At 72.0% G+C, this 19,390-nt stretch carries 19 protein-coding genes; 13 read left to right on the top strand and 6 right to left on the bottom strand.

The window, feature by feature from the left end; genetic code table 11:
* The first annotated feature begins 77 nt into the window (after positions 1–77).
* The 4 genes from AC07FA_RS02745 to AC07FA_RS02730 all read left to right on the top strand — a co-directional run bounded on the left by AC07FA_RS02745 (position 78) and on the right by AC07FA_RS02730 (position 4,470).
* Positions 78–1,412 (top strand): sensor histidine kinase, encoded by a 1,335-nt coding sequence (locus AC07FA_RS02745; protein ID WP_479072862.1) that lies wholly within the window; start codon positions 78–80, stop codon positions 1,410–1,412.
* A complete protein-coding gene (locus AC07FA_RS02740; protein WP_479072861.1) occupies positions 1,409–2,089 on the top strand; it encodes a response regulator in 681 nt (226 codons plus the stop codon). Before AC07FA_RS02745 ends, AC07FA_RS02740 begins: the two co-directional genes overlap by 4 nt.
* A gap of 132 nt (positions 2,090–2,221) precedes the next feature.
* A complete protein-coding gene (locus AC07FA_RS02735) occupies positions 2,222–3,265 on the top strand; it encodes an alpha/beta hydrolase (protein WP_479072860.1) in 1,044 nt (347 codons plus the stop codon).
* A complete protein-coding gene (locus tag AC07FA_RS02730; RefSeq protein ID WP_479072859.1) occupies positions 3,262–4,470 on the top strand; it encodes an acyltransferase family protein in 1,209 nt (402 codons plus the stop codon). Before AC07FA_RS02735 ends, AC07FA_RS02730 begins: the two co-directional genes overlap by 4 nt.
* Positions 4,471–4,580: 110 nt before the next feature.
* On the opposite strand, the gene AC07FA_RS02725 is transcribed toward AC07FA_RS02730, so the two are convergent.
* Positions 4,581–5,594: an aldo/keto reductase gene (locus tag AC07FA_RS02725; RefSeq protein ID WP_479072858.1), complete on the bottom strand. Its 1,014-nt coding sequence runs from the start codon at positions 5,592–5,594 to the stop codon at positions 4,581–4,583.
* On the bottom strand, positions 5,594–6,058 hold the full coding sequence (locus AC07FA_RS02720; protein ID WP_479072857.1) for a MerR family transcriptional regulator: 465 nt from the start codon (positions 6,056–6,058) through the stop codon (positions 5,594–5,596). Before AC07FA_RS02720 ends, AC07FA_RS02725 begins: the two co-directional genes overlap by 1 nt.
* A 76-nt stretch (positions 6,059–6,134) precedes the next feature.
* On the opposite strand from AC07FA_RS02720, the gene AC07FA_RS02715 reads away from it, so the two are divergent.
* Positions 6,135–6,953, top strand: coding sequence for a serine hydrolase domain-containing protein (locus AC07FA_RS02715; protein ID WP_479072856.1), 819 nt, complete (start codon positions 6,135–6,137; stop codon positions 6,951–6,953).
* Between the two features lie 30 nt (positions 6,954–6,983).
* On the opposite strand, the gene AC07FA_RS02710 is transcribed toward AC07FA_RS02715, so the two are convergent.
* Positions 6,984–7,655 carry a pirin family protein gene (locus tag AC07FA_RS02710; protein ID WP_479072855.1) on the bottom strand — a complete coding sequence of 224 codons (672 nt, stop codon included), beginning with the start codon at positions 7,653–7,655 and terminating at the stop codon, positions 6,984–6,986.
* A 57-nt stretch (positions 7,656–7,712) separates the two neighbouring features.
* On the opposite strand from AC07FA_RS02710, the gene AC07FA_RS02705 reads away from it, so the two are divergent.
* The 5 genes from AC07FA_RS02705 (at position 7,713) to fabF (ending at position 12,583) form a co-directional block, all read left to right on the top strand.
* Positions 7,713–8,912 (top strand): PucR family transcriptional regulator, encoded by a 1,200-nt coding sequence (locus AC07FA_RS02705; RefSeq protein WP_479072854.1) that lies wholly within the window; start codon positions 7,713–7,715, stop codon positions 8,910–8,912.
* Positions 8,913–9,001: 89 nt separating this feature from the next.
* Complete coding sequence (locus AC07FA_RS02700) at positions 9,002–9,916, top strand: ACP S-malonyltransferase (RefSeq protein ID WP_479072853.1); 915 nt, start codon at positions 9,002–9,004, stop codon at positions 9,914–9,916.
* 13 nt (positions 9,917–9,929) lie between these two features.
* Positions 9,930–10,931, top strand: coding sequence for a beta-ketoacyl-ACP synthase 3 (locus tag AC07FA_RS02695; protein ID WP_479072852.1), 1,002 nt, complete (start codon positions 9,930–9,932; stop codon positions 10,929–10,931).
* 62 nt (positions 10,932–10,993) lie between these two features.
* On the top strand, positions 10,994–11,242 hold the full coding sequence (locus tag AC07FA_RS02690; RefSeq protein ID WP_479072851.1) for an acyl carrier protein: 249 nt from the start codon (positions 10,994–10,996) through the stop codon (positions 11,240–11,242).
* A gap of 78 nt (positions 11,243–11,320) precedes the next feature.
* Positions 11,321–12,583, top strand: a complete 1,263-nt coding sequence (fabF, locus tag AC07FA_RS02685; RefSeq protein WP_479072850.1) for a beta-ketoacyl-ACP synthase II — start codon at positions 11,321–11,323, stop codon at positions 12,581–12,583.
* A gap of 98 nt (positions 12,584–12,681) precedes the next feature.
* Here fabF and AC07FA_RS02680 read toward each other — a convergent pair whose 3' ends face one another.
* Positions 12,682–13,176 (bottom strand): DUF3145 domain-containing protein, encoded by a 495-nt coding sequence (locus AC07FA_RS02680; RefSeq protein WP_185301098.1) that lies wholly within the window; start codon positions 13,174–13,176, stop codon positions 12,682–12,684.
* Between the two features lie 373 nt (positions 13,177–13,549).
* Here AC07FA_RS02680 and AC07FA_RS02675 point away from each other — a divergent pair, with 373 nt between their 5' ends.
* Complete coding sequence (locus AC07FA_RS02675) at positions 13,550–14,467, top strand: SGNH/GDSL hydrolase family protein (protein ID WP_479072849.1); 918 nt, start codon at positions 13,550–13,552, stop codon at positions 14,465–14,467.
* Positions 14,468–14,478: 11 nt separating this feature from the next.
* The gene (locus AC07FA_RS02670) at positions 14,479–15,501 is read left to right on the top strand and encodes an aldose epimerase family protein (protein WP_479072848.1); all 1,023 of its coding nucleotides are present in this window, start codon (positions 14,479–14,481) and stop codon (positions 15,499–15,501) included.
* Positions 15,502–15,556: 55 nt separating this feature from the next.
* Here the strand turns inward: AC07FA_RS02670 and AC07FA_RS02665 are convergent, their stop codons facing one another.
* A complete protein-coding gene (locus tag AC07FA_RS02665; protein WP_479072847.1) occupies positions 15,557–18,073 on the bottom strand; it encodes a glycoside hydrolase family 3 protein in 2,517 nt (838 codons plus the stop codon).
* A 126-nt stretch (positions 18,074–18,199) separates the two neighbouring features.
* Between AC07FA_RS02665 and AC07FA_RS02660 the strand changes: the two genes are divergently transcribed.
* Positions 18,200–18,799 (top strand): TetR/AcrR family transcriptional regulator, encoded by a 600-nt coding sequence (locus AC07FA_RS02660; protein WP_479072846.1) that lies wholly within the window; start codon positions 18,200–18,202, stop codon positions 18,797–18,799.
* Here the strand turns inward: AC07FA_RS02660 and AC07FA_RS02655 are convergent.
* Positions 18,777–19,385 (bottom strand): LysE family transporter, encoded by a 609-nt coding sequence (locus tag AC07FA_RS02655; protein ID WP_479072845.1) that lies wholly within the window; start codon positions 19,383–19,385, stop codon positions 18,777–18,779. The genes AC07FA_RS02660 and AC07FA_RS02655 overlap by 23 nt on opposite strands.
* Between the last annotated feature and the right edge of the window lie 5 nt (positions 19,386–19,390).

Below are 19,390 nucleotides of genomic sequence, written 5' to 3'. Positions count from 1 at the left end.
GTACGACCCGCGCGGCAGCGGATCGGCACTCCGGTATGACGTGGCCGGACGGGTTGGCTGCCTAGGGTGGGCAGGCCATGTCCACTGCACCCGCCGGGCCGCCGCCGCCCGCCGACGGCCTGCTGAGCGCCGCCCGCCGCAATCTGCGCGAGCTCGCCCACGGGCTGTCCCACGCGTCCCATCCGCCCACCCCGCTCCTCGCCGACGCCCCGAGACTGTGGCAACGGCTGCTTCCGTACGGTGTCGTCATCGCCCTGGCCGCCACCTTCGTCCCCGTCACCATCAACGTCCTGACCACGCAGTACGGGGTGGGCGGCGGTGTGGCGGGTGCGCTCGCCGTCGCACAGGCCGCGCCGCTGCTGATGCTGGCGCACCGGCCCCTGCAGGCCTGGTGGATCATCTTCCCCGCCGACATCGTGGGCGCCTGCGTCCTGCTGGCCCATCCGGTCGAGAAGTACGACGTCTGGCCATGGACGCCGCCGGTCATCATCGGCTACCTCTTCGTCCTGCTGGCGCTGGGCCTGCGCGAGACCCGCGGGACCGTGTTCTGCGTGTGGCTGGCGACGGGCGCCGCCGGGCTGGCCCTGCACACGGTCGACCCGGGGCGCAGCGACGGCAGCGCGCTGCTCCTGTTCACCCTCGGCGCGGTGGTGCTGGTGATCGGGACGGCCGTACGGGAACGGAGCGAGGCCCAGCGGCGGCTCGTCGAGCAGGAGACCATCAGCGAGGCCGAGCGGGCTCAGCGCACGCTCCTGGAGGAGCGGACCCGGATCGCGCGTGAGCTGCACGACGTGGTCGCGCACCACATGTCGGTGATCACGGTCCAGGCGGACTCCGCCCCGTACCGGATCAGCGGGCTCTCCGAGGAGGCGCGCGAGGAGTTCGGCTCCATCGCGGCGAGCGCCCGGGAGTCGCTGACCGAGATGCGGCGGCTGCTGTCGGTGCTGCGCAGCGACGGTACGCAGGGCGAGCGGGCGCCGCAGCCCGGGCTCGGCCGGGTGCAGGCGCTGGTGGAGGCGACGGTACGGGCGGGGCTGCCCGCCGAACTGTCGCTGGCCACCGAGGTGGTGGAGGCGGCGGGGCGCGGGGACGTACCGCAGGCGGTGGAGCTTTCGGCGTACCGCATCGTGCAGGAGGCGCTGGCGAACGTGGTGCGCCACGCGCCGGGGGCGCGGGCCCGGGTGTCGATCACATCGGGGGACGGTCATCTGACGGTGGTGGTCGTCAACGACCGTGCGGAGCAGCCAGGTTCGCCCCTGGAGACGGGCGGGACGGGACACGGGCTGGTCGGTATGCGCGAGCGCGTACGGTTGACCGGCGGCACGCTGGACACCGGTCCGCTGCCGGACGGCGGGTTCCGGGTGGCCGCACGGCTCCCCCTGGACGCGCCCCTGACCTCGGAGGACTCGTGACCATCCGCGTGATCATCGTCGACGACCAGGCCATGGTGCGCGCGGGCTTCGCGGCGCTGCTCGCGGCACAGAGCGACATCGACGTGGTGGGTGAGGCGGCGGACGGGCGCCAGGGCGTCGAGGTCAGCCGGAACCAGCATCCTGACGTGGTGCTCATGGATGTCCGGATGCCCGAGATGGACGGGCTGGCGGCGGCCCGGGAGCTGCTGAACCCGCCCGTGGGCGTGATCCACCGTCCGAAGGTGCTGATGCTCACCACCTTCGACGTGGACGACTACGTGTACGAGGCGCTGCGCGCCGGCGCGTCCGGCTTCCTGCTGAAGGACGCGCCGCCCGCCGACCTGATCGCGGCGGTACGGGTGGTGGCGGCGGGGGACGCGCTGCTCGCCCCGTCCGTGACCCGGCGGCTGATCGCCGACTTCGCGCTCCAGCGGCCGTCCGGTACCACCCGCAGCGGCCCCGCGCTCCGGCTGAACGGGCTGACGCCGCGTGAGACCGAGGTACTGGAGCTGATCGCCCGGGGCCTCTCCAACCAGGAGATCGCGGAACGGCTGGTGCTGGCCGAGCAGACGGTGAAGACGCACATCGGGCGGGTGCTGGCCAAGCTGGACCTGCGGGACCGGGCCCAGGCCGTGATCTTCGCGTACGAATCGGGGCTGGTGGCTCCGGGGGCGTAGGGACCCGTACACCCCCTACCCCGGTATCACTTCGCACATGGCTCCGTGGTGTGACGCCACCGCACCCACTCTCTTCCTACCTTCCTCTCCGGCACGCCGAGCGGCGTGCGACAGCCGGAGAGGGAGGGCGAGATGCGCCGTTACGCGAGGACCCTGGTCGCGGTCGCACTGGCGACCACCGTGGTCGCCGGAAGCGCGGGCTGGGTGTCGGGGGACGCCCAGCACGCCCTGACCGGGCCGCCGCCGGGAAGCGCGGCCTGGAGTGCGGACGGCGTTCTGGGGCGGGAGCTGCCCGATCCGGCGCGGGCGACGCCGGCCGAAGTCGGGCGGTTCTTCCGGGGGTTGACCGGAGCGGAGCAGCAGCAGCTGGTGAACCGGCATCCGCTGGTGGTCGGCAACCTGGACGGCGCTCCGGTGGAGCTGCGCTACCGGGCCAACTCCCTCGCGCTGAAGGCCGGTCACGACCCGCGGTACACGCATCTCCAGGGCGAAGGCCGGCAGATCCTCGCCTTCGATCCCCGGGGCCGCGGTCAAGTCGCCGAGGTGTTCGGGGACTTGAGGTCGGCGCGGCGGGTGTCCGTGGTGGTGCCGGGTTCGGACATCGACGCGGGGACCTTCGACCGTACGCATGATGTGTACGGCACTCCGTCGGGCATGGCGAAGTCGCTGTACGCCGAGACCGGGCCGGGCAGTGCGGTGATCGCCTGGGCCGGCTACACGACCCCCGTCGGTGTGGGCGTCGACGCCGCGAGCGGCAGGCTCGCCGAGGCCGGGGCCGGGCGGCTGACCCGGTTCGCCGACGGGCTCGCGGCCGACTCCGTGCCCGCGCCGGCCGTGTTCTGCCACAGCTACGGCTCCGTGGTGTGCGGCCTGGCCGCGCCGCGGCTGCGGGCCAGCGACCTGGTCGCCGTCGGGTCCCCCGGAATGCGCGCCGACAGCGTCGCCGAGCTGCACACCGATGCCCGGGTCTGGGCGGCCAAGGACGCCACCGACTGGATCGACGACGTACCGAACGTCGAGATCGCCGGTCTGGGGCACGGCACCGATCCCGCCGCTCCCGAGTTCGGCGCCCGGCCCGTACCCACGAAGGACGCCGAGGGGCACACCGGCTACTTCGCCCCGGGGACGGACTCGCTCAGCTCCTTCGCCGCCATCGCCGAAGGGGTGACCCGATGAGCGTCGAGCAGCTCGCGGCGCGGATCGACGCCCGCACCCCCTCCCACCGCGACCGCGCGATCGACGGTCTGCGCGCCCTGGCCCTGCTCGCCGTCCCCGCCGGGCACTGGCTGCTCGGCGGCCTCACGCTCGACAGCGGGGGCGCCCTGCACAACGCGAGCCCGCTCGCCACGTTCGGCTTCTTCGCCCCGCTCAGCTGGGTGCTCCAGATGCTCGGCATCTTCTTCCTGGTCGGCGGGTACGCCTCCGTGCTCTCGTACCGCCGCCGGAAGTCCACCACCGGTGACTGGCTGCGCGGGCGGCTGGCCCGGCTCGGCCGGCCGGTGCTCGGGGTGACCGCCGTCTGGGCGGCGATGATCCCCGTTCTGTACGGGCTCGGGGTGCCCGGCGACACCCTGCACACGGCGTCGACGCTGGTGATCCAGCCGCTCTGGTTCGTCGGGGTGTACACCGTGGTCACGGCCCTCACCCCGTACTGCGTACGCGTGGCGAAGAGACTCGGCGGCTGGGCGGCGGCGCCGCTGCTCGCCTCCGTCGCCGTCGTGGACTTCCTGCGGTACGGGCCGTACGCGGACGCCGTGCCGTCCTGGCTGAGCCTGCTGAACATCCTGCCGGGCTGGCTCTTCGCCTATCAGCTGGGGGTGTCCTGGGGCGAGGGACGGATCGGTAAGCGGGGCGGCCGGCTGCTGCTCGTCGGCGGAAGCGTCCTGTTCGCCGTGCTGCTGTTCGCCTTCCACTACCCGGCCTCGATGGTCGGCGTACCGGGCGAGGCGCGCACCAACTCGCATCCGCCGTCCCTGCTGGTCCTCGCCCTGGCGGCGGCGCAGAGCGGGGCGGCGATCCTGCTGCGGGACCGGATCGCGCGGTTCCTGCGCAAGCCGCTGGCGTGGGCGCCGGTGGTCGTCATCAACCTCTCCGCGATGACGATCCTGTGCTGGCACCAGACGGCGATGCTGGCCGCGGCCGTGCCGGCCTCGTTCGCCGGTGCGCTGCCGGGGCTGACGACCGGTCCGGACACGGTCGGCTGGATTCTGGCCCGGCTGGCCTGGATGCCGGTGTTCGCGGGGCTGCTGGTGCTGATCGCGCGGTACGCGCGGCGGTTCGAGGCGCCGTGGGAGACGGGCACGGGCGCCGCGGGTGCACGGCGGGTGGCCGCGGGGGCGCTGGCGGCGGGGTTCGCGGTGTTCGCGCTACGACTGGCGTGACCGGGAGACCGGGGCATCCCCGGCATCCCTGGGACTCCGCCCCGGACCCCGGTCCTCGATCGCCGGACGGGCTTGATCTCCGGCGATCGAGGACGAGCGAGCCGCAGTCCCTACTCGCGCGCCGCGGACGTGCTGCTCATGTCCAGGTAGCGATGCCCCGCCACCTGCTCCGCGATCGGCTCCAGCAGAGCCAGTTCCTCCCCCGTCAGCGTCAGCCGCGTCGCCCCGGCGTTCTCCAGCAGCCGGCTCCGCTTACGGGTCCCCGGGATCGGCACCACGGTCAGCCCGTGCACCTGCGCCCGCTGCTGCACCCACGCGAGGGCGACCTGCGCGGCCGTCGCCCCGTGCGCCGCCGCGATCTTGTGCACCGGTTCCAGGAGCGCCGCGTTCGTCTTCGCGTTCTCACCGGTGAAGCGGGGCTGGAACTTCCGGAAGTCGCCCTCCGCCAGATCCTTGCCCGCGTCCGCGAACGCCCCGGTCAGGAAGCCGCGGCCGAGCGGCGAGTACGGCACGACCGTGACCCCGAGCTCGACCGCCGCGCCGACCGCGCTGCGCTCCACGTCCCGGCTGAACAGCGACCACTCCGACTGGAGGGCGGCGATCGGGTGCACGGCGTGTGCCTCGCGGAGCTCGGCGCCGGTCACCTCGCTCAGGCCGAGCTGCTTGACCTTGCCCTGCCGGACCAGTTCGGCCATGGCGCCGACCGACTCGGCCAGCGGCACGGCCGGGTCGCGCCTGTGCATGTAGTACAGGTCGATGACCTCGGTGTTCAGCCGGCGCAGGCTGGCCTCGACGGACTGCCTGATGTACGCGGGGTCGTTGCGCACGCCGCGGTAGTGCGGGTCGTCGGTCCGCTCGATGGCGTACTTCGTGGCCAGCGTGATCTCGTCCCGGTGCGCCCCGACGAAGGGGGCGAGGAACTCCTCGTTGGCGCCGCGCCCGTAGACGTCGGCGGTGTCGAAGAGGGTGACCCCCGCCTCCAGCGCCGCTTCCAGGGTGTCGCGGGCGGCGGCCTCGTCGGTCTCGCCGTAGAACTCGCTCATGCCCATGCAGCCGAGTCCCTGCACGCCGACCTGCGGGCCGTCGCTGCCGAGCCGTACCGTGGCGATCTTGTTGTCCGTCATCAGGCACTGGGCCTTTCCGGCGCCCGGCGGGCGCCCGCATAGAAGTCGATCTTGAAGTCGAGTACGGCGAGCGTGTCCTGGAGCTCCGCGATCCGCGTCCGTACGTCGCGGCGGGTCGCCTCCAACAGCTCCTGCCGGGCCTCGAACGTGTGCTCGCCCTCGCGCAGCAGTTCCGCGTACCGGACCATGTCGGCGACCGGCATCCCGGTCATCCTGAGCTTGCCGACGAAGCCCAGCCAGTCCAGGTCCCGGTTGGTGAACCGGCGCTGACCGGTGTGCGAGCGGTCGACGTGCGACATCAGCCCGATCCGCTCGTACCACCTCAGGGTGTGTGCCGTGAGGCCGGTGAAGGCGGCGACCTCGCTGATCGTGTAGCGGTCCTGACCCTCGGGTCGCGGATACGCCTTGGGGGGCGCAGCGCAGACAGCCGTCCGTTCGGAAGTGCTCTCCATCGTCACCGTCATGCCCTCCACGCTAGAACCTTGGAGTGCACTCGAAGCAAGCACAATCGGTCACGAGTTTCGGATTAGGCTCACCACCATGCAGAGCCTGGAGATGATCGACAACTGGCCCGTCCCCACCGCGGCGGCAGCCGTCGTACGGGCGGACGGCACCGTACTCGGTACGCGCGGTCCGGTCGCACACCGCTTCCCGCTCGCCTCCGTCACCAAGCCGATCGCGGCGTACGCGGCGCTGGTGGCGTACGAGGAGGGGGCCGTCGAGCTGGACGAACCGGCCGGACCCGAGGGCTCCACCGTGCGGCACCTGCTCGCGCACACCAGCGGCCTCGCCTTCGACGAGCACCGGGTGACAGCCGCGCCCGGCACCCGCCGGCTGTACTCCAACGCGGGCTTCGAGGTGCTCGGGGACCACATCGCGAAGGCCACCGACATCCCGTTCCCGGAGTACGTGCGCCAGGCCGTCCTGGAGCCGCTGGGCATGACGTCGACCACCCTGGACGGCTCGCCCGCCCGGGACGGCGTCTCGACCGCCGAGGATCTGGTGCGGTTCGCCGCGGAGGTGCAGGCGCCCCGGCTGCTGGACCCGCGCACGGTGCTGGCCGCGCAGACGGTCGTCCACCCCGGCCTGAAGGGCGTCCTGCCGGGCTACGGCCACCAGAACCCCAACGACTGGGGCCTCGGCTTCGAGATCCGTGACTCCAAGTCGCCCCACTGGACGGGCGCCTCCTCGTCCCCGGGGACCTTCGGGCACTTCGGGCAGGCCGGTACGTTCCTGTGGATCGACCCGGTGGCCGGCGTGGCCTGCGTCGCGCTCACCGACCGGGCCTTCGGGCCGTGGGCGGCCGAGGTGTGGCCCGCGTTCACGGACGCGGTGCTCGCGGAGACCGCGGGGCGGTGAGCCGGGCGCCCCGGTGGCCGCCCCGGGCCGTCAGGCGGCGCTGAGCTCCCAGAGGAGCAGCTGGGCCGGCGTGGCGGCGAGCACGTCCAGGCCCTCCGAGCCGGTGATCCGCGCGGAGTCCCCCGGCCCCAGCTCCTCGCCCCCGATCCGTACATCACCCTTCACCACGTGCACGTACACCCCCACCGCGTCCGGCACGGCGGTGCGCTCCCCCTCGGCCAGCCTGCGGACGTGGAGCATCGCGCCGGCCGCGGGGAGTGCGTAGGGAGTGGAGTCGGCGATGCCGGGGACGATCGCGTACGAGGGTTCACCGCCCGGGGACAGGGGCGCCAGCCACATCTGAATGAACGTCAGCGGGTGTTCGGAGTCGTTGCGTTCGATGTGGCGGACGCCTGCCGCCGCGCTGAGGTGCTGGAGGTCACCGGCCCTGACGACGGTGGCGTGGCCCGCCGTGTCGCGGTGGGTCAGCTCGCCCTCCACCACCCAGGTGACGATCTCGGTGTGGCTGTGCGGATGCTCGCCGAAGCCCGCACCGGGCGCGAGGCGCTCCTCGTTGCAGGCCAGGACCGGCCCGAAGCGCAGATTGCCGGGGTCGTAGAAACGCCCGAAGGAGAAGGCGTGCAGGGTCTCGATCCCCGCGGAGACTCCCGGGGCCGGGTCCCCGCCGCGGAAGCGGTCGCCGGAGCGGCGTACGTCCATCACGTGCTCACGTTAGCCCGCCCCTCCGTCCCGCCGCCCTGATAAGGCAGTCTTGTGTCCGTGCCCCGACCCGATCCTGAGCAGCCCGCTGCGAACAAAGCCCATCTGCACGCCGCGACCCTGAAGCGGCTGGAGCAGTCCTCCGGCCGGCTGGCCGCGAACGCGATCGCCCGCATGGACGAGACGCTGCCGTGGTACCGGGCGATGCCACCGGAGAACCGGTCCTGGATCGGCCTGGTCGCCCAGGCGGGTATCGCGGCCTTCACCGAGTGGTTCCGGCACCCGGAGACCCCGCAGGCCATCTCCACCGATGTGTTCGGCACGGCCCCGCGCGAGCTGACCAGGGCGATCACCCTGCGGCAGACCGTCGAGATGGTGCGGACGACGATCGAGGTCATGGAGACCGCGATCGAGGAGGTTGCGGCCCCCGGCGACGAATCGGTCCTGCGCGAGGCCCTGCTCGTCTACGCCCGGGAGATCGCCTTCGCGACCGCCCAGGTGTACGCGCAGGCCGCGGAGGCGCGGGGCGCGTGGGACGCCCGGCTGGAATCGCTGGTGGTCAACGCGGTGCTGTCCGGCGAGGCCGACGAGGGCGCCGTGTCCCGGGCCGCCGCGCTGGGCTGGAGTTCCCCCGAACACGTCTGCGTGGTGCTGGGCACCGCGCCCGACGGGGACAGCGAGCTGACGGTCGAGGCGATCCGCCGGGCCGCCCGGCACGCGAAGCTCCAGGTCCTCACCGGGGTGCTCGGCAACCGCCTGGTCGTCATCGCGGGCGGCAGCGACAACCCGCTGCACGTCGCCAAGGCGCTGATCGGCCCCTACGCGGCCGGTCCCGTCGTCGCCGGGCCCGTGGTGCCGGACCTGCTGGCAGCCACCAGGTCCGCCCAGGCGGCGGCAGCGGGACTCAAGGCGTGTTCAGCCTGGCAGGACGCGCCGCGTCCCGTACTCTCGGACGATCTTCTTCCGGAACGCGCCATGGCGGGAGACCCTGCCGCGCGGGACCAGCTGGTGGAGGAGATCTACAGACCGCTCGAAGAAGCGGGTTCGGCCCTCCTGGAGACGCTGAGTGTGTATCTGGAACAGGCGAGCAGCCTCGAAGGCGCCGCCCGGATGCTGTTCGTGCACCCCAACACCGTGCGCTACCGGCTGCGACGTGTGACCGACGTCACCGGCTGGTCACCGTCCGACGTGCGGTCGGCGTTCACGCTGCGGATCGCCCTGATCCTGGGGCGCTTGGCCGCCGGAGATCTCCAGTCCTAGACTTTTGTCGGACTTCAACAATTCCCCCGACGGTTCTTCGTCCCTGTCCCCACGGGCGCCCGGGACCGTCCACAAGAGAGAGTGTGAGGGTGCTCGTACTCGTCGCTCCCGGCCAAGGCGCTCAGACGCCCGGCTTCCTGACTCCCTGGCTCGACCTCCCCGGTGCCACCGACCGCATCGCGGCCTGGTCCGACGCCATCGGGCTCGACCTTGCCCACTACGGCACGAAGGCCGACGCGGACGAGATCCGTGACACGGCGGTGGCTCAGCCGCTGCTGGTCGCCGCGGGTCTCCTGTCGGCCGCGGCACTCGACGCCTCGCCCGGTGTCGTCGCCGGTCACAGCGTCGGTGAGATCACCGCCGCCGCCCTCGCCGGTGTCATCGGCGACGAGGCCGCGCTCCGTTTCGTACGCACCCGCGGGCTCGGCATGGCCGAGGCCGCCGCGGTGACCGAGACGGGCATGGCCGCGCTCCTGGGCGGCGACCCTGCCGTAACGGTCCCGCACCTGGAGAAGCTGGGGCTGACCCCGGCCAACGTCAACGGTGGCGGCCAGATCGTCGCCGCGGGCACCGCCGCGCAGATCGCCGCGCTGGCCGAGGACAAGCCCGAAGGCGTACGGCGGGTCGTGCCGCTCAAGGTGGCCGGCGCGTTCCACACGCACCACATGGCTCCGGCCGTGGAGAAGCTGCGGGCGGCCGCCGTGGACCTGACCGTCGCCGACCCCACCGTGACGTACGTGTCGAACGCCGACGGCAAGACCGTCGCCACCGGCACCGAGGTCATCAGGCGGCTGGTCGGCCAGGTCGCCAACCCGGTCCGCTGGGACCTGTGCATGGAAACGTTCCAGCAGCTCGGTGTCACGGCACTGATCGAGGTCTGCCCCGGCGGAACCCTCACCGGTCTCGCCAAGCGTGCGCTGCCCGGCGTGGCGACCCTGGCGCTCAAGACCCCCGACGACCTCGACGCGGCCCGCGCGCTCATGCTTGAGCACGCAGGCGCCTAAGGAGCCCGAGAGCATGTCGAAGATCAAGCCCAGCAAGGGCGCCCCGTACGCACGCATCATGGGTGTCGGCGGCTACCGCCCCACCCGTGTCGTGCCCAACGAGGTGATCCTCGAGACGATCGACTCGTCCGACGAGTGGATTCGTTCGCGCTCCGGCATCGCCACCCGCCACTGGGCCTCCGACGAGGAGACCGTGTCCGCGATGTCCGTCGAGGCGGCGGGCAAGGCGATCGCCGACGCCGGGATCACTCCCGAGCAGATCGGCGGAGTGATCGTCTCCACCGTCTCGCACTTCAAGCAGACCCCGGCCGTCGCGACCGAGATCGCCCACAAGATCGGCGCGGGCAGGCCCGCCGCCTTCGACATCTCCGCCGGCTGCGCGGGCTTCGGCTACGGCCTGACGCTCGCCAAGGGCATGATCATCGAGGGCTCGGCGGAGTACGTGCTCGTCATCGGTGTCGAGCGGCTGAGCGACCTCACCGACCTGGAGGACCGCGCGACGGCCTTCCTGTTCGGTGACGGCGCCGGCGCGGTCGTCGTCGGCCCCTCGAAGGTACCGGCCATGGGGCCGACCGTCTGGGGCTCCGAGGGCGACAAGTCCGACACGATCAAGCAGACCGTGTCGTGGGACGAATTCCACACCGAGCGTCCGGAGAAGTTCCCCGCCATCACGCAGGAGGGCCAGGCGGTCTTCCGCTGGGCCGTCTTCGAGATGGCGAAGATCGCCCAGCAGGCGCTGGAAGCGGCCGGGATCACTCCGGAAGACCTGGACGTCTTCATTCCGCACCAGGCCAACATGCGGATCATCGACTCGATGGTGAAGACCCTGAAGCTGCCGGAGCACGTCACGGTCGCCCGTGACGTGGAGACCACCGGCAACACGTCCGCCGCCTCGATCCCGCTCGCAATGGAGCGGCTCCTGGCGACCGGTCAGGCGAAGAGCGGCGACACCGCGCTCGTCATCGGCTTCGGGGCGGGTCTCGTCTACGCCGCGACGGTCGTTACCCTCCCCTAGGCACACCGGACCTTCCGGTCCGTACGCCCGAACCCTGAAGAAAACCACCGAAGGAGCGCCACATGGCCGCCACTCTGGAAGAGATCGTCACCGGTCTCGCCGAGATCGTCAACGAGATCGCCGGTATCCCCGTCGAGGACGTCCAGCTGGACAAGTCCTTCACCGACGACCTGGACGTCGACTCGCTGTCCATGGTCGAGGTCGTCGTCGCCGCCGAAGAGCGCTTCGACGTCAAGATCCCCGACGACGACGTCAAGAACCTCAAGACCGTCGGCGACGCTGCCGACTACATCCTGAAGAACCAGGGCTGATCCAGCCCGGTTCGTGTGTCGCCACCCGGCGGTGGCGCCGCTGATTCACGACCCTCTACACGTGGAGAAGATTTTCCAGTGAGCCCGACCAATCGCACCGTGGTCGTCACCGGTATCGGCGCAACCACTCCGCTGGGTGGCGACACCGCATCGACCTGGGAAGGCCTGTTGGCCGGCCGTTCCGGCGTCAAGCCCCTGGAGGGCGAGCGCTTCGAGGAGCTGCCCGTCCGGATCGCCGCACTCGCGGCGGTCGACCCGGGCGATGTCCTGCCCCGCCCGCTCGCCCGCAAGCTGGACCGCTCGGCGCAGTTCGCGCTGATCGCGGCCCGCGAGGCGTGGGCCGACGCGGGTTACACCGGCAAGGCCGGTGAGGACGAGAAGATCCGTCCCGAGCGGCTCGGTTCGGTCATCGCCTCCGGTATCGGCGGCGTGATCACCCTGCTCGACCAGTACGACGTGCTGAAGGAGAAGGGCGTACGCCGCGTCTCCCCGCACACCGTTCCCATGCTCATGCCCAACGGCCCGGCGGCCAACGTCGGCCTGGAGGTCAACGCCCAGGCCGGTGTCCACACCCCCGTGTCCGCCTGCGCCTCGGGTGCCGAGGCCATCGGGTACGCCGTCGAGATGATCCGCACCGGCCGTGCCGACGTGGTCCTCGCCGGTGGTACCGAGGCGGCCATCCACCCGCTGCCGATCGCGGCGTTCGCCAACATGATGGCGATGTCCAAGAGCAACGACGAGCCCGAGAAGGCCTCGCGCCCGTACGACACGGGCCGTGACGGCTTCGTCCTCGGTGAGGGCGCGGGCGTCGTCGTCCTGGAGTCCGCGGAGCACGCCGCCGCGCGGGGCGCCAAGGTGTACTGCGAGGTGGTGGGCCAGGGTCTGTCCGCGGACGCGCACCACATCGCCCAGCCCGAGCCCACGGGGCGCGGGATCGCCGCCGCGATGCAGAACCTGCTCGACGCGACGGACCTCAAGCCGGCCGAGATCGTGCACCTCAACGCGCACGCCACGTCGACCCCGCAGGGTGACGTCGCCGAGATCAAGGCCCTGCGCAAGGTCCTGGGCGACGACCTCGACCATGTCGCGATCTCCGCGACGAAGTCGATGACGGGTCACCTGCTGGGTGGCGCGGGCGGTATCGAGACCGTCGCCACGGTGCTGGCACTCCACCACCGGATGGCGCCGCCGACGATCAACGTCGAGAACCTCGACGACGCGGTGGAGGCGGATGTCGTCCGCGACGAGCCGCGACCGCTGCCGGAGGGGTCGATCGCCGCGATCAACAACTCGTTCGGGTTCGGTGGGCACAACGTGGTGCTGGCGTTCCGGTCGGTCTGACCGGCGCGTACGAACGCTTTGCGGAGGCCCGCTTCCCCGGTACGGGGGGGCGGGCTTTTCGCGCTGCGCGGGCTCTCAGGCGCGGGGGCCCCGAAGGGTCACACCACCTGGTGCAGCCACCGCACCGGCGCGCCCTCGCCCGCGTGGCGGAAGGACTCCAGTTCGTCGTCCCACGGCTTGCCCAGCAGCTTGGCGACCTCCGCCTCCAGGTCCGTCTCACCGCGCACGGACCGGGCGAGCGCGGCCCGCAGCCGGTCCTCGGGGATCAGGATGTCGCCGTGCATGCCGGTCACCGCGTGGAAGATGCCCAGTCCGGGCGTGGAGCTGTAGCGCTCACCCTCGGCCGTCGCGGACGGCTCGGCCGTCACCTCGAAGCGCAGCAGATCCCAGCCCCGCAGCGCCGACGCCAGCTCCGATGCGGTGCCAGGCCGGGCCTGCCAGGAGAATTCGGACCGCCAGGTGCCGGGGGCGGCCGGCTGTCTGATCCAGTCGAGCTGGACCCGCAGACCGAGGACGCCCGCTACCGCCCATTCGACATGTGGGCACAGCGCGCGCGGTGCGGAGTGAACGTACAGAACTCCACGTGTCGTCACCGGGACCTCCAGTGTGGGACGAAGTTCGCCTTGCCCAGCGGCCTCGTGCCCGTACCGCCTCTTCCCGGTCGGCTCCCGAGGTTGTCATCAGTAAACAGCATCGGGAGTGAATCTCCTGAAAAGGGACAGTATGTGACGAGATGTAAATTACCGGAGCCACCCATATGTACGCGGTGAGCAGGGCTCCACTGGGCCGACGGGGAAAAGCTACCGTGCGCCGGGGCCGGGCGTGTGACGTACCGTCGGTCCCGGGCCCATGATTCGCACAGCTTTCACCCGGCAGGGCGCGCGGGCCCGCCACCTGCACCGCAGGGGTTTGCCGGAGGCATGACCAGCGGCATAACCAGGGGCTTCGACCGGAGAGGACCAAGGAATGCCGGACCGTTCGTCACGCCGTCGCGGGCGCACCGCCGTTGCCGCGGTGGCGGCGGTCCCGATCGCCGCGGGCCTCGCGCTCGCGGGGTGTTCCAGCGGCTCCGATGGTCCGGGGGCCCGTGGCTCGGACGGTCCGCGCCGGGCCTCCCCCGCGGCGGCGCCGCTCTGGGACCGCACGCCGGCCTCGCTCGCCGCCGTCGGGGACTCCATCACCCGTGGCTTCGACGCCTGCGCGGTGCTGGCCGACTGCCCGGAGGTCTCCTGGGCCACCGGTACGGACAGCGGGGTGCGCAGCCTCGCGGTCCGGCTGCTCGGGCCGTCGAGGGCGGCCTCGCACAGCTGGAACCACGCCGTTTCCGGTGCCCGGATGGCGCGGCTCCCGGAGCAGATGGCGCTGGCGGCGCAGGAGAAGCCGGACCTGGTGACCGTGATGATCGGCGCCAACGACGCGTGCCGGGACTCGGCGCGGCTCATGACCCCGGTGACGGACTTCCGGGCCTCGTTCGAGGCGTCGATGCGGCAGCTGCGGGCCGGCGCTCCGAAGGCGCAGGTGTACGTGTCGAGCGTGCCGGATCTGAAGCGCCTCTGGTCGACGGGGCGCACCAACGAGCTGGGCAAGCAGATCTGGAAGCTCGGGATCTGCCGGTCGATGCTGGGGGACGCGGACAACATGGACGCGGCGGCCGTGGCGCGGCGGGACACGGTACGGAAGCGGGTGATCGCGTACAACCGGGTCCTGGAGGACGTCTGCGCGAAGGACGCGCGCTGCCGGTACGACGGCGGGGCGGTCTTCGACTACCGGTTCACCGGGAAGCAGCTCAGCCAGTGGGACTGGTTCCACCCCGGCCGCGACGGCCAGGCCCGGCTGGCAGAAATCGCTTACCGCAATGTCACCTCCGCCCGGCCCCCCGCGTAGGGTCCCTGATCATGACGACGGGTACGACGGACACGCCGGGTGCGACCGGCACGCACATACACGCGGAGGACTACTCCGCCCTCGCCGACGGCACGGCCGTCCGGCGCTGGACCCTGGAGCGGGACGGCACGCGGGTGCGCGTGCTGACGTACGGCGGCATCGTCCAGTCGGTCGAGGTGCCCGGCCGGGACGGTGTCCGGGGGCCGGTGGCGCTGGCGCTGCCGGATCTCGCGGCGTACGAGGAGTTCTCCGGGCCCTACTTCGGGGCCCTGGTCGGGCGGTACGCGAACCGGATCGCGGGTGCCGGTTTCGTACTCGACGGCACGGCCCATCAGGTCACGCCGAACGAGGGCCGCAACCATGTGCACGGCGGGGCGCGGGGCTTCGACAAGCGGGTGTGGGAGGCCCGGGAGGTCCCGGACGGTGTGTGTCTCTCCCTGGTGGCCGAGGACGGCGAGGAGGGCTTCCCGGGGCGGCTCGCGGTCTCGGTGACGTACAGCCTGGACGCCGGCGGGGCGCTGCGGATCGCCTACCGGGCGACGACGGACGCGCCCACGGTGGTGAACCTGACGAACCACACGTACTGGAATCTGACCGGCGCGGACGGTACGAGCGCGCTCGGGCACGAGCTGCGGATCGCGGCCGGGCGGATCACCCCGGTGGACGGCGCGTCGCTGCCCACGGGCGAGCTCACCCCGGTGGACGGGACCCGTTTCGACTTCCGCGAGCCGCGGCCGGTGGGCCCGGGGTACGACCACAACTACGTGCTCGACGGGACCACGGACGACGGGGTCGCGGCCGAGCTGTACGAGCCGGGATCGGGGCGGGTGCTGACGGTCCGTACGACGGAGCCGGGGATGCAGCTGTACACCGCCGATCACTTCGAGGGGCGGCCGTTCGGGCCGTGTGCGGGCATCGCGCTGGAGACCCAGCACTTCCCGGACTCGCCGAACCGGCCGGAGTTCCCGAGCACGGTGCTGCGGCCGGGCGAGGAGTACGTGTCGACGACCGTGTACGGCTTCTCGGTGCGCTGATCCGTGTGCCGGTCCCGTGGGCGGAGGGGCTTCTCCGCCCACGGGAGGCCGGTGCCTACTCCTTGACCTCCACCGGGGCGGACAGCCGGATGTCGGCGACGGAACGGGCCGCCTGCACCTGGTAGGTGCCGGGGATCAGCCGCCATCCGCGGGCGGTCTCGTCCCAGATCTCGTACGCCCGCCGGTCCAGCGGGACCGTGACCTCGGCCGTCTCGCCCGGCGCCGCCTCGACACGGGCGAACCCGGCCAGCCGGCGGACCGGACGCCCTGCGGTCTCCGTCTCCGGTGCCAGATAGATCTGGACGGTCTCGGCGCCGGGGCGCGGTCCGGTGTTACGGAGGCGGACGGTCGCGAACTCGGGTGTCGTGTGCAGGGATTCGTAGGCCCAGGTGGTGTAGCCGAGGCCGTGGCCGAAGGGGTAGGCGGGGGCCGCGCCGGCGCGCTCCCAGGCCCGGTAGCCGATGAAGACGCCCTCGTCGTAGTGGAGTTCGCCGCCGGTGGGGGCGGTGCCCTGGACCGGGGCGTCGGCGAGGGTGGCCGGCCAGGTGGTGGGGAGCCGGCCGCCCGGTTCGGCGCCGTCCACGCCGAGCAGGACGTCCGCGAGCGCGTGCCCGGCCTCCTGGCCCGGGAACCAGCTGAGCAGCACGGCGGCGACGTCGTCCCGCCACGGAAGCTCCACCGGGGAGCCGGAGTTGACGACCACGACGGTCTTCGGGTTGGCGGCGGCGACCGCCCGCACGAGGTCGTCCTGGTGGCCGGGGAGCGCCAGGTCCGTACGGTCGAAGCCCTCCGACTCCACCTGTTCGGTGGTGCCCACGACCACGACCGCGGTGTCGGCGGCGCGGGCCGCCTCGACGGCTTCGGCGATCAGTTCGGAGGGGTCTCGGCGCGGACCGAGGTGGACGAACGAGAACGAGACGCCGGGGATCGGCGAGTCGGCGGCGAGTGTGTCGGGCACCTGCCGGAGCGAGACCTCGACGGGGACCCCTTCGGTGAGGGTGATCCGGCCGCGCTCCACGGGGTGTCCGAAGAACGCCTCGCCCGGGTCGGTGGAGCCGGTGACCCGGTGCACGCCGTCGTACAGGGTGTCGCCCGCGACCTTCAGGGTGAGGGCGCCGGTGCCACGGGTGCCGAAGACGTGCTCGCCGGTTTCGCGCGGGACGAAGGTGCCGGTCACCTCGACGCTGTGGAGCGTGTCGAGGGTGACACCGTCCGGCACGTCGGCGCCTACCCACTGGACGGTGCCGCTGCGCAGCGGGGCCGTGCCGAGGACGGCGCCGGACCGGTCGTAGCAGACGGCTCTGAGCTCGAAGCCCTGCTCGGCGGCGGTGAGTTCGTCGTTCGGATCGGCGCCGACGCGGTAGTCGATCACGTCTTCCGGGAGGGCGGCGGTCAGTCCGGCCAGCGGCGAGATGATGTGGTCGGGGAAGACCTGGGCCGAGCCTCCGCCGAGGACCCGGGCGTCCCGGGCCAGGGCGCCGATGAGCGCTACCTTGCGGACGACATCGGGACGGATGGGAAGCGCGGCGCCTTCGTTGCGTACGAGGACGAAGGAGCGGCGGGCGATCTCACGGGCCAGTGCCGCGCCGTCGATGCCCTTCGGGTGGTCGGCCGGGTCGACGACGGGCGGGGCGCCGTCGAGGACGCCGACGCGGGCGGCGAGCAGCAGGACGTTGCGTACGGCGCCGTCGACCACCGCCTCGTCGACCTGACCGGCCCTGACGGCGGCGGCGAGCGCGTCGCCGTAGACCGTCCTGGGCCCCGGCATCGCGACGTCGAGGCCGCCGGTGACGGCGCCGACGGTGGAGCGGGCGGCCAGCCAGTCGGAGACGATGAAGCCGTCGAAGCCCCATTCGCCGCGCAGCACCGCGTTCTGGAGGTAGTGGTGCTCGGTCATGGTGGAGCCGTTGACCTGGTTGTAGGCGGCCATGATGCCCCACGGGTGGGCATTCTTGACGATCCGTTCGAAGGGCGCGAGGTAGAGCTCGCGCAGGGGGCGCGGCGCGACGATGTTGTCGACGGTGAAGCGGTCCGTCTCGGCGTCGTTGGCGACGAAGTGCTTGACGGTGGTGCCGACTCCGCCCTCCTGCACACCGCGCACATAGCCGGTGCCGATCTCGCCCGTGAGGTAGGGGTCCTCGCTGTACGCCTCGAAGTGACGGCCGCCGAGCGGGGACCTGTGCAGGTTGACGGTGGGCGCCAGGAGGACGTGGACGCCCTTGCGGCGGGCCTCCTGGGCGAGCAGCCTGCCGGCCCGGCGGGCGAGTGCGGGGTCCCAGGCCGCGGCGAGGGCGGTGGGTGAGGGCAGGGCGACGGAGGGGTCGTCGGCGGTCGAGCGGACCCCGCGGACGCCGATCGGGCCGTCGGACATGACGAGCGACCGGAGTCCGATCGCGGGCAGCGCGGGCAGCGACCACATGTCCTGGCCGGCCAGGAGCCGCGCCTTGTCGTCGAGGCCGAGCGCGGCGAGCGCCGCTTCCACCGCGGCCGCGCGGACCGCCTCGGGCGTGCTGGATGTGGACGCGTCTGCCACGGCCGTACCTCCTCGTCGAGTTACTGCGAAGGTCTCCATAGTGACGTCGATCCAGGTAGGCCGGTAGTTTTAGTTACCATTCCGTTATCACACGAGCTCTGTGCGCCCTTGGGATGCCGTACGGTCCTGCTGACAGGGGCCGATGCGCACGGAAAGGGGCCGGCGATGGTACGGGCCAGGAGCGAGGAGCGGCGGGCGGAGATCCTCCGCGCCACGCTCGAAGTCATCGCCGAGCGCGGCTACCGGGGGGCCACCCTGAGCGCGGTGGCCGAACGGGTGGGCCTCAGCCAGCAGGGGCTCCTGCACTACTTCCCCACCAAGGAAGCGCTGCTCGTCGCCGTGCTGGAGGACCGCGACCGGTGGGACACCGGCGGCGGCGGAAGCCGCGGCGAGGGCCCGTGGCCGCTCGAACTGCTGGGCTCGCTCGTGGAGTACAACGCGATGCGCCCCGCCATCGTCCAGACGTTCTCGGCCCTGCTCGGCGAGAGCGTGACGGAGGAGCACCCGGCGCGGGAGTTCTTCACCCTGCGCTACACGCAGGTCCGCGCGGACATGGCGGCCTCGCTCCGGGCCGAGTACGGCGAGGAGCTGCCGGGCGGGCTGACTCCGGAGCGGGCGGCCACGCTGCTGGTGGCGGTGATGGACGGTTTGCAGTACCAGTGGCTGCTGGACCCGGACACGGTGGACATGCCGGGGGCGTTCCGGGACTTCCTGCGGCTGCTGCGGGGCGGGCGGGACGGCGTCAGCGGGCCAGACCCAGGGTGACGCCGAGGCCCACGAGCACGGAGCCGATGGTGCGGTTGAGGACCTTCTGCCAGCGCAGCATCGCGGTGCGCAGATGCGAGTGGGAGAAGAAGAGCGCTACCAGGCCGAACCAGCCGAAGTGCGCCACGGACATGAACAGTCCGTAGCCCGCCTGCTGCCAGACGGCCGTGTCCGGGCCGACGACCTGGGTGAACGTGGAGACGACGAAGAGCGTGGTCTTGGGGTTCAGCACATTGGTGAGGAAGCCGGCGCGCAGCGCGCCGAACGGGCTCAGCTCGGGCTTCGAGGCCAGGTCGACGGTGAGGTCGTCGCGGGCGAAGAACGTGCGGACCCCGATGTAGACGAGGTAGGCCGCTCCCGCCAGCTTGATCGCCGTGAACAGGGCAGTCGATGACGCGATCAGCAGGCCGACGCCGAGCATCGTGTACGTGACGTGGACGAGGACGCCCGCGGCGACTCCGGTGGCGGCCAGGAGGCCGGTCGTACGGCCGTACAGATAGCTGTTGCGTACGACCATCGCGAAGTCGGCGCCGGGGCTGATGACGGCGAGCACGGTGATGACGGCGACGGCGAATATCTCGGTCATGGGTA

The sequence above is a fragment of the Streptomyces sp. NPDC045968 genome, assembly GCF_056430475.1.
This window is presented reverse-complemented; position numbering and strand designations above follow the sequence as displayed.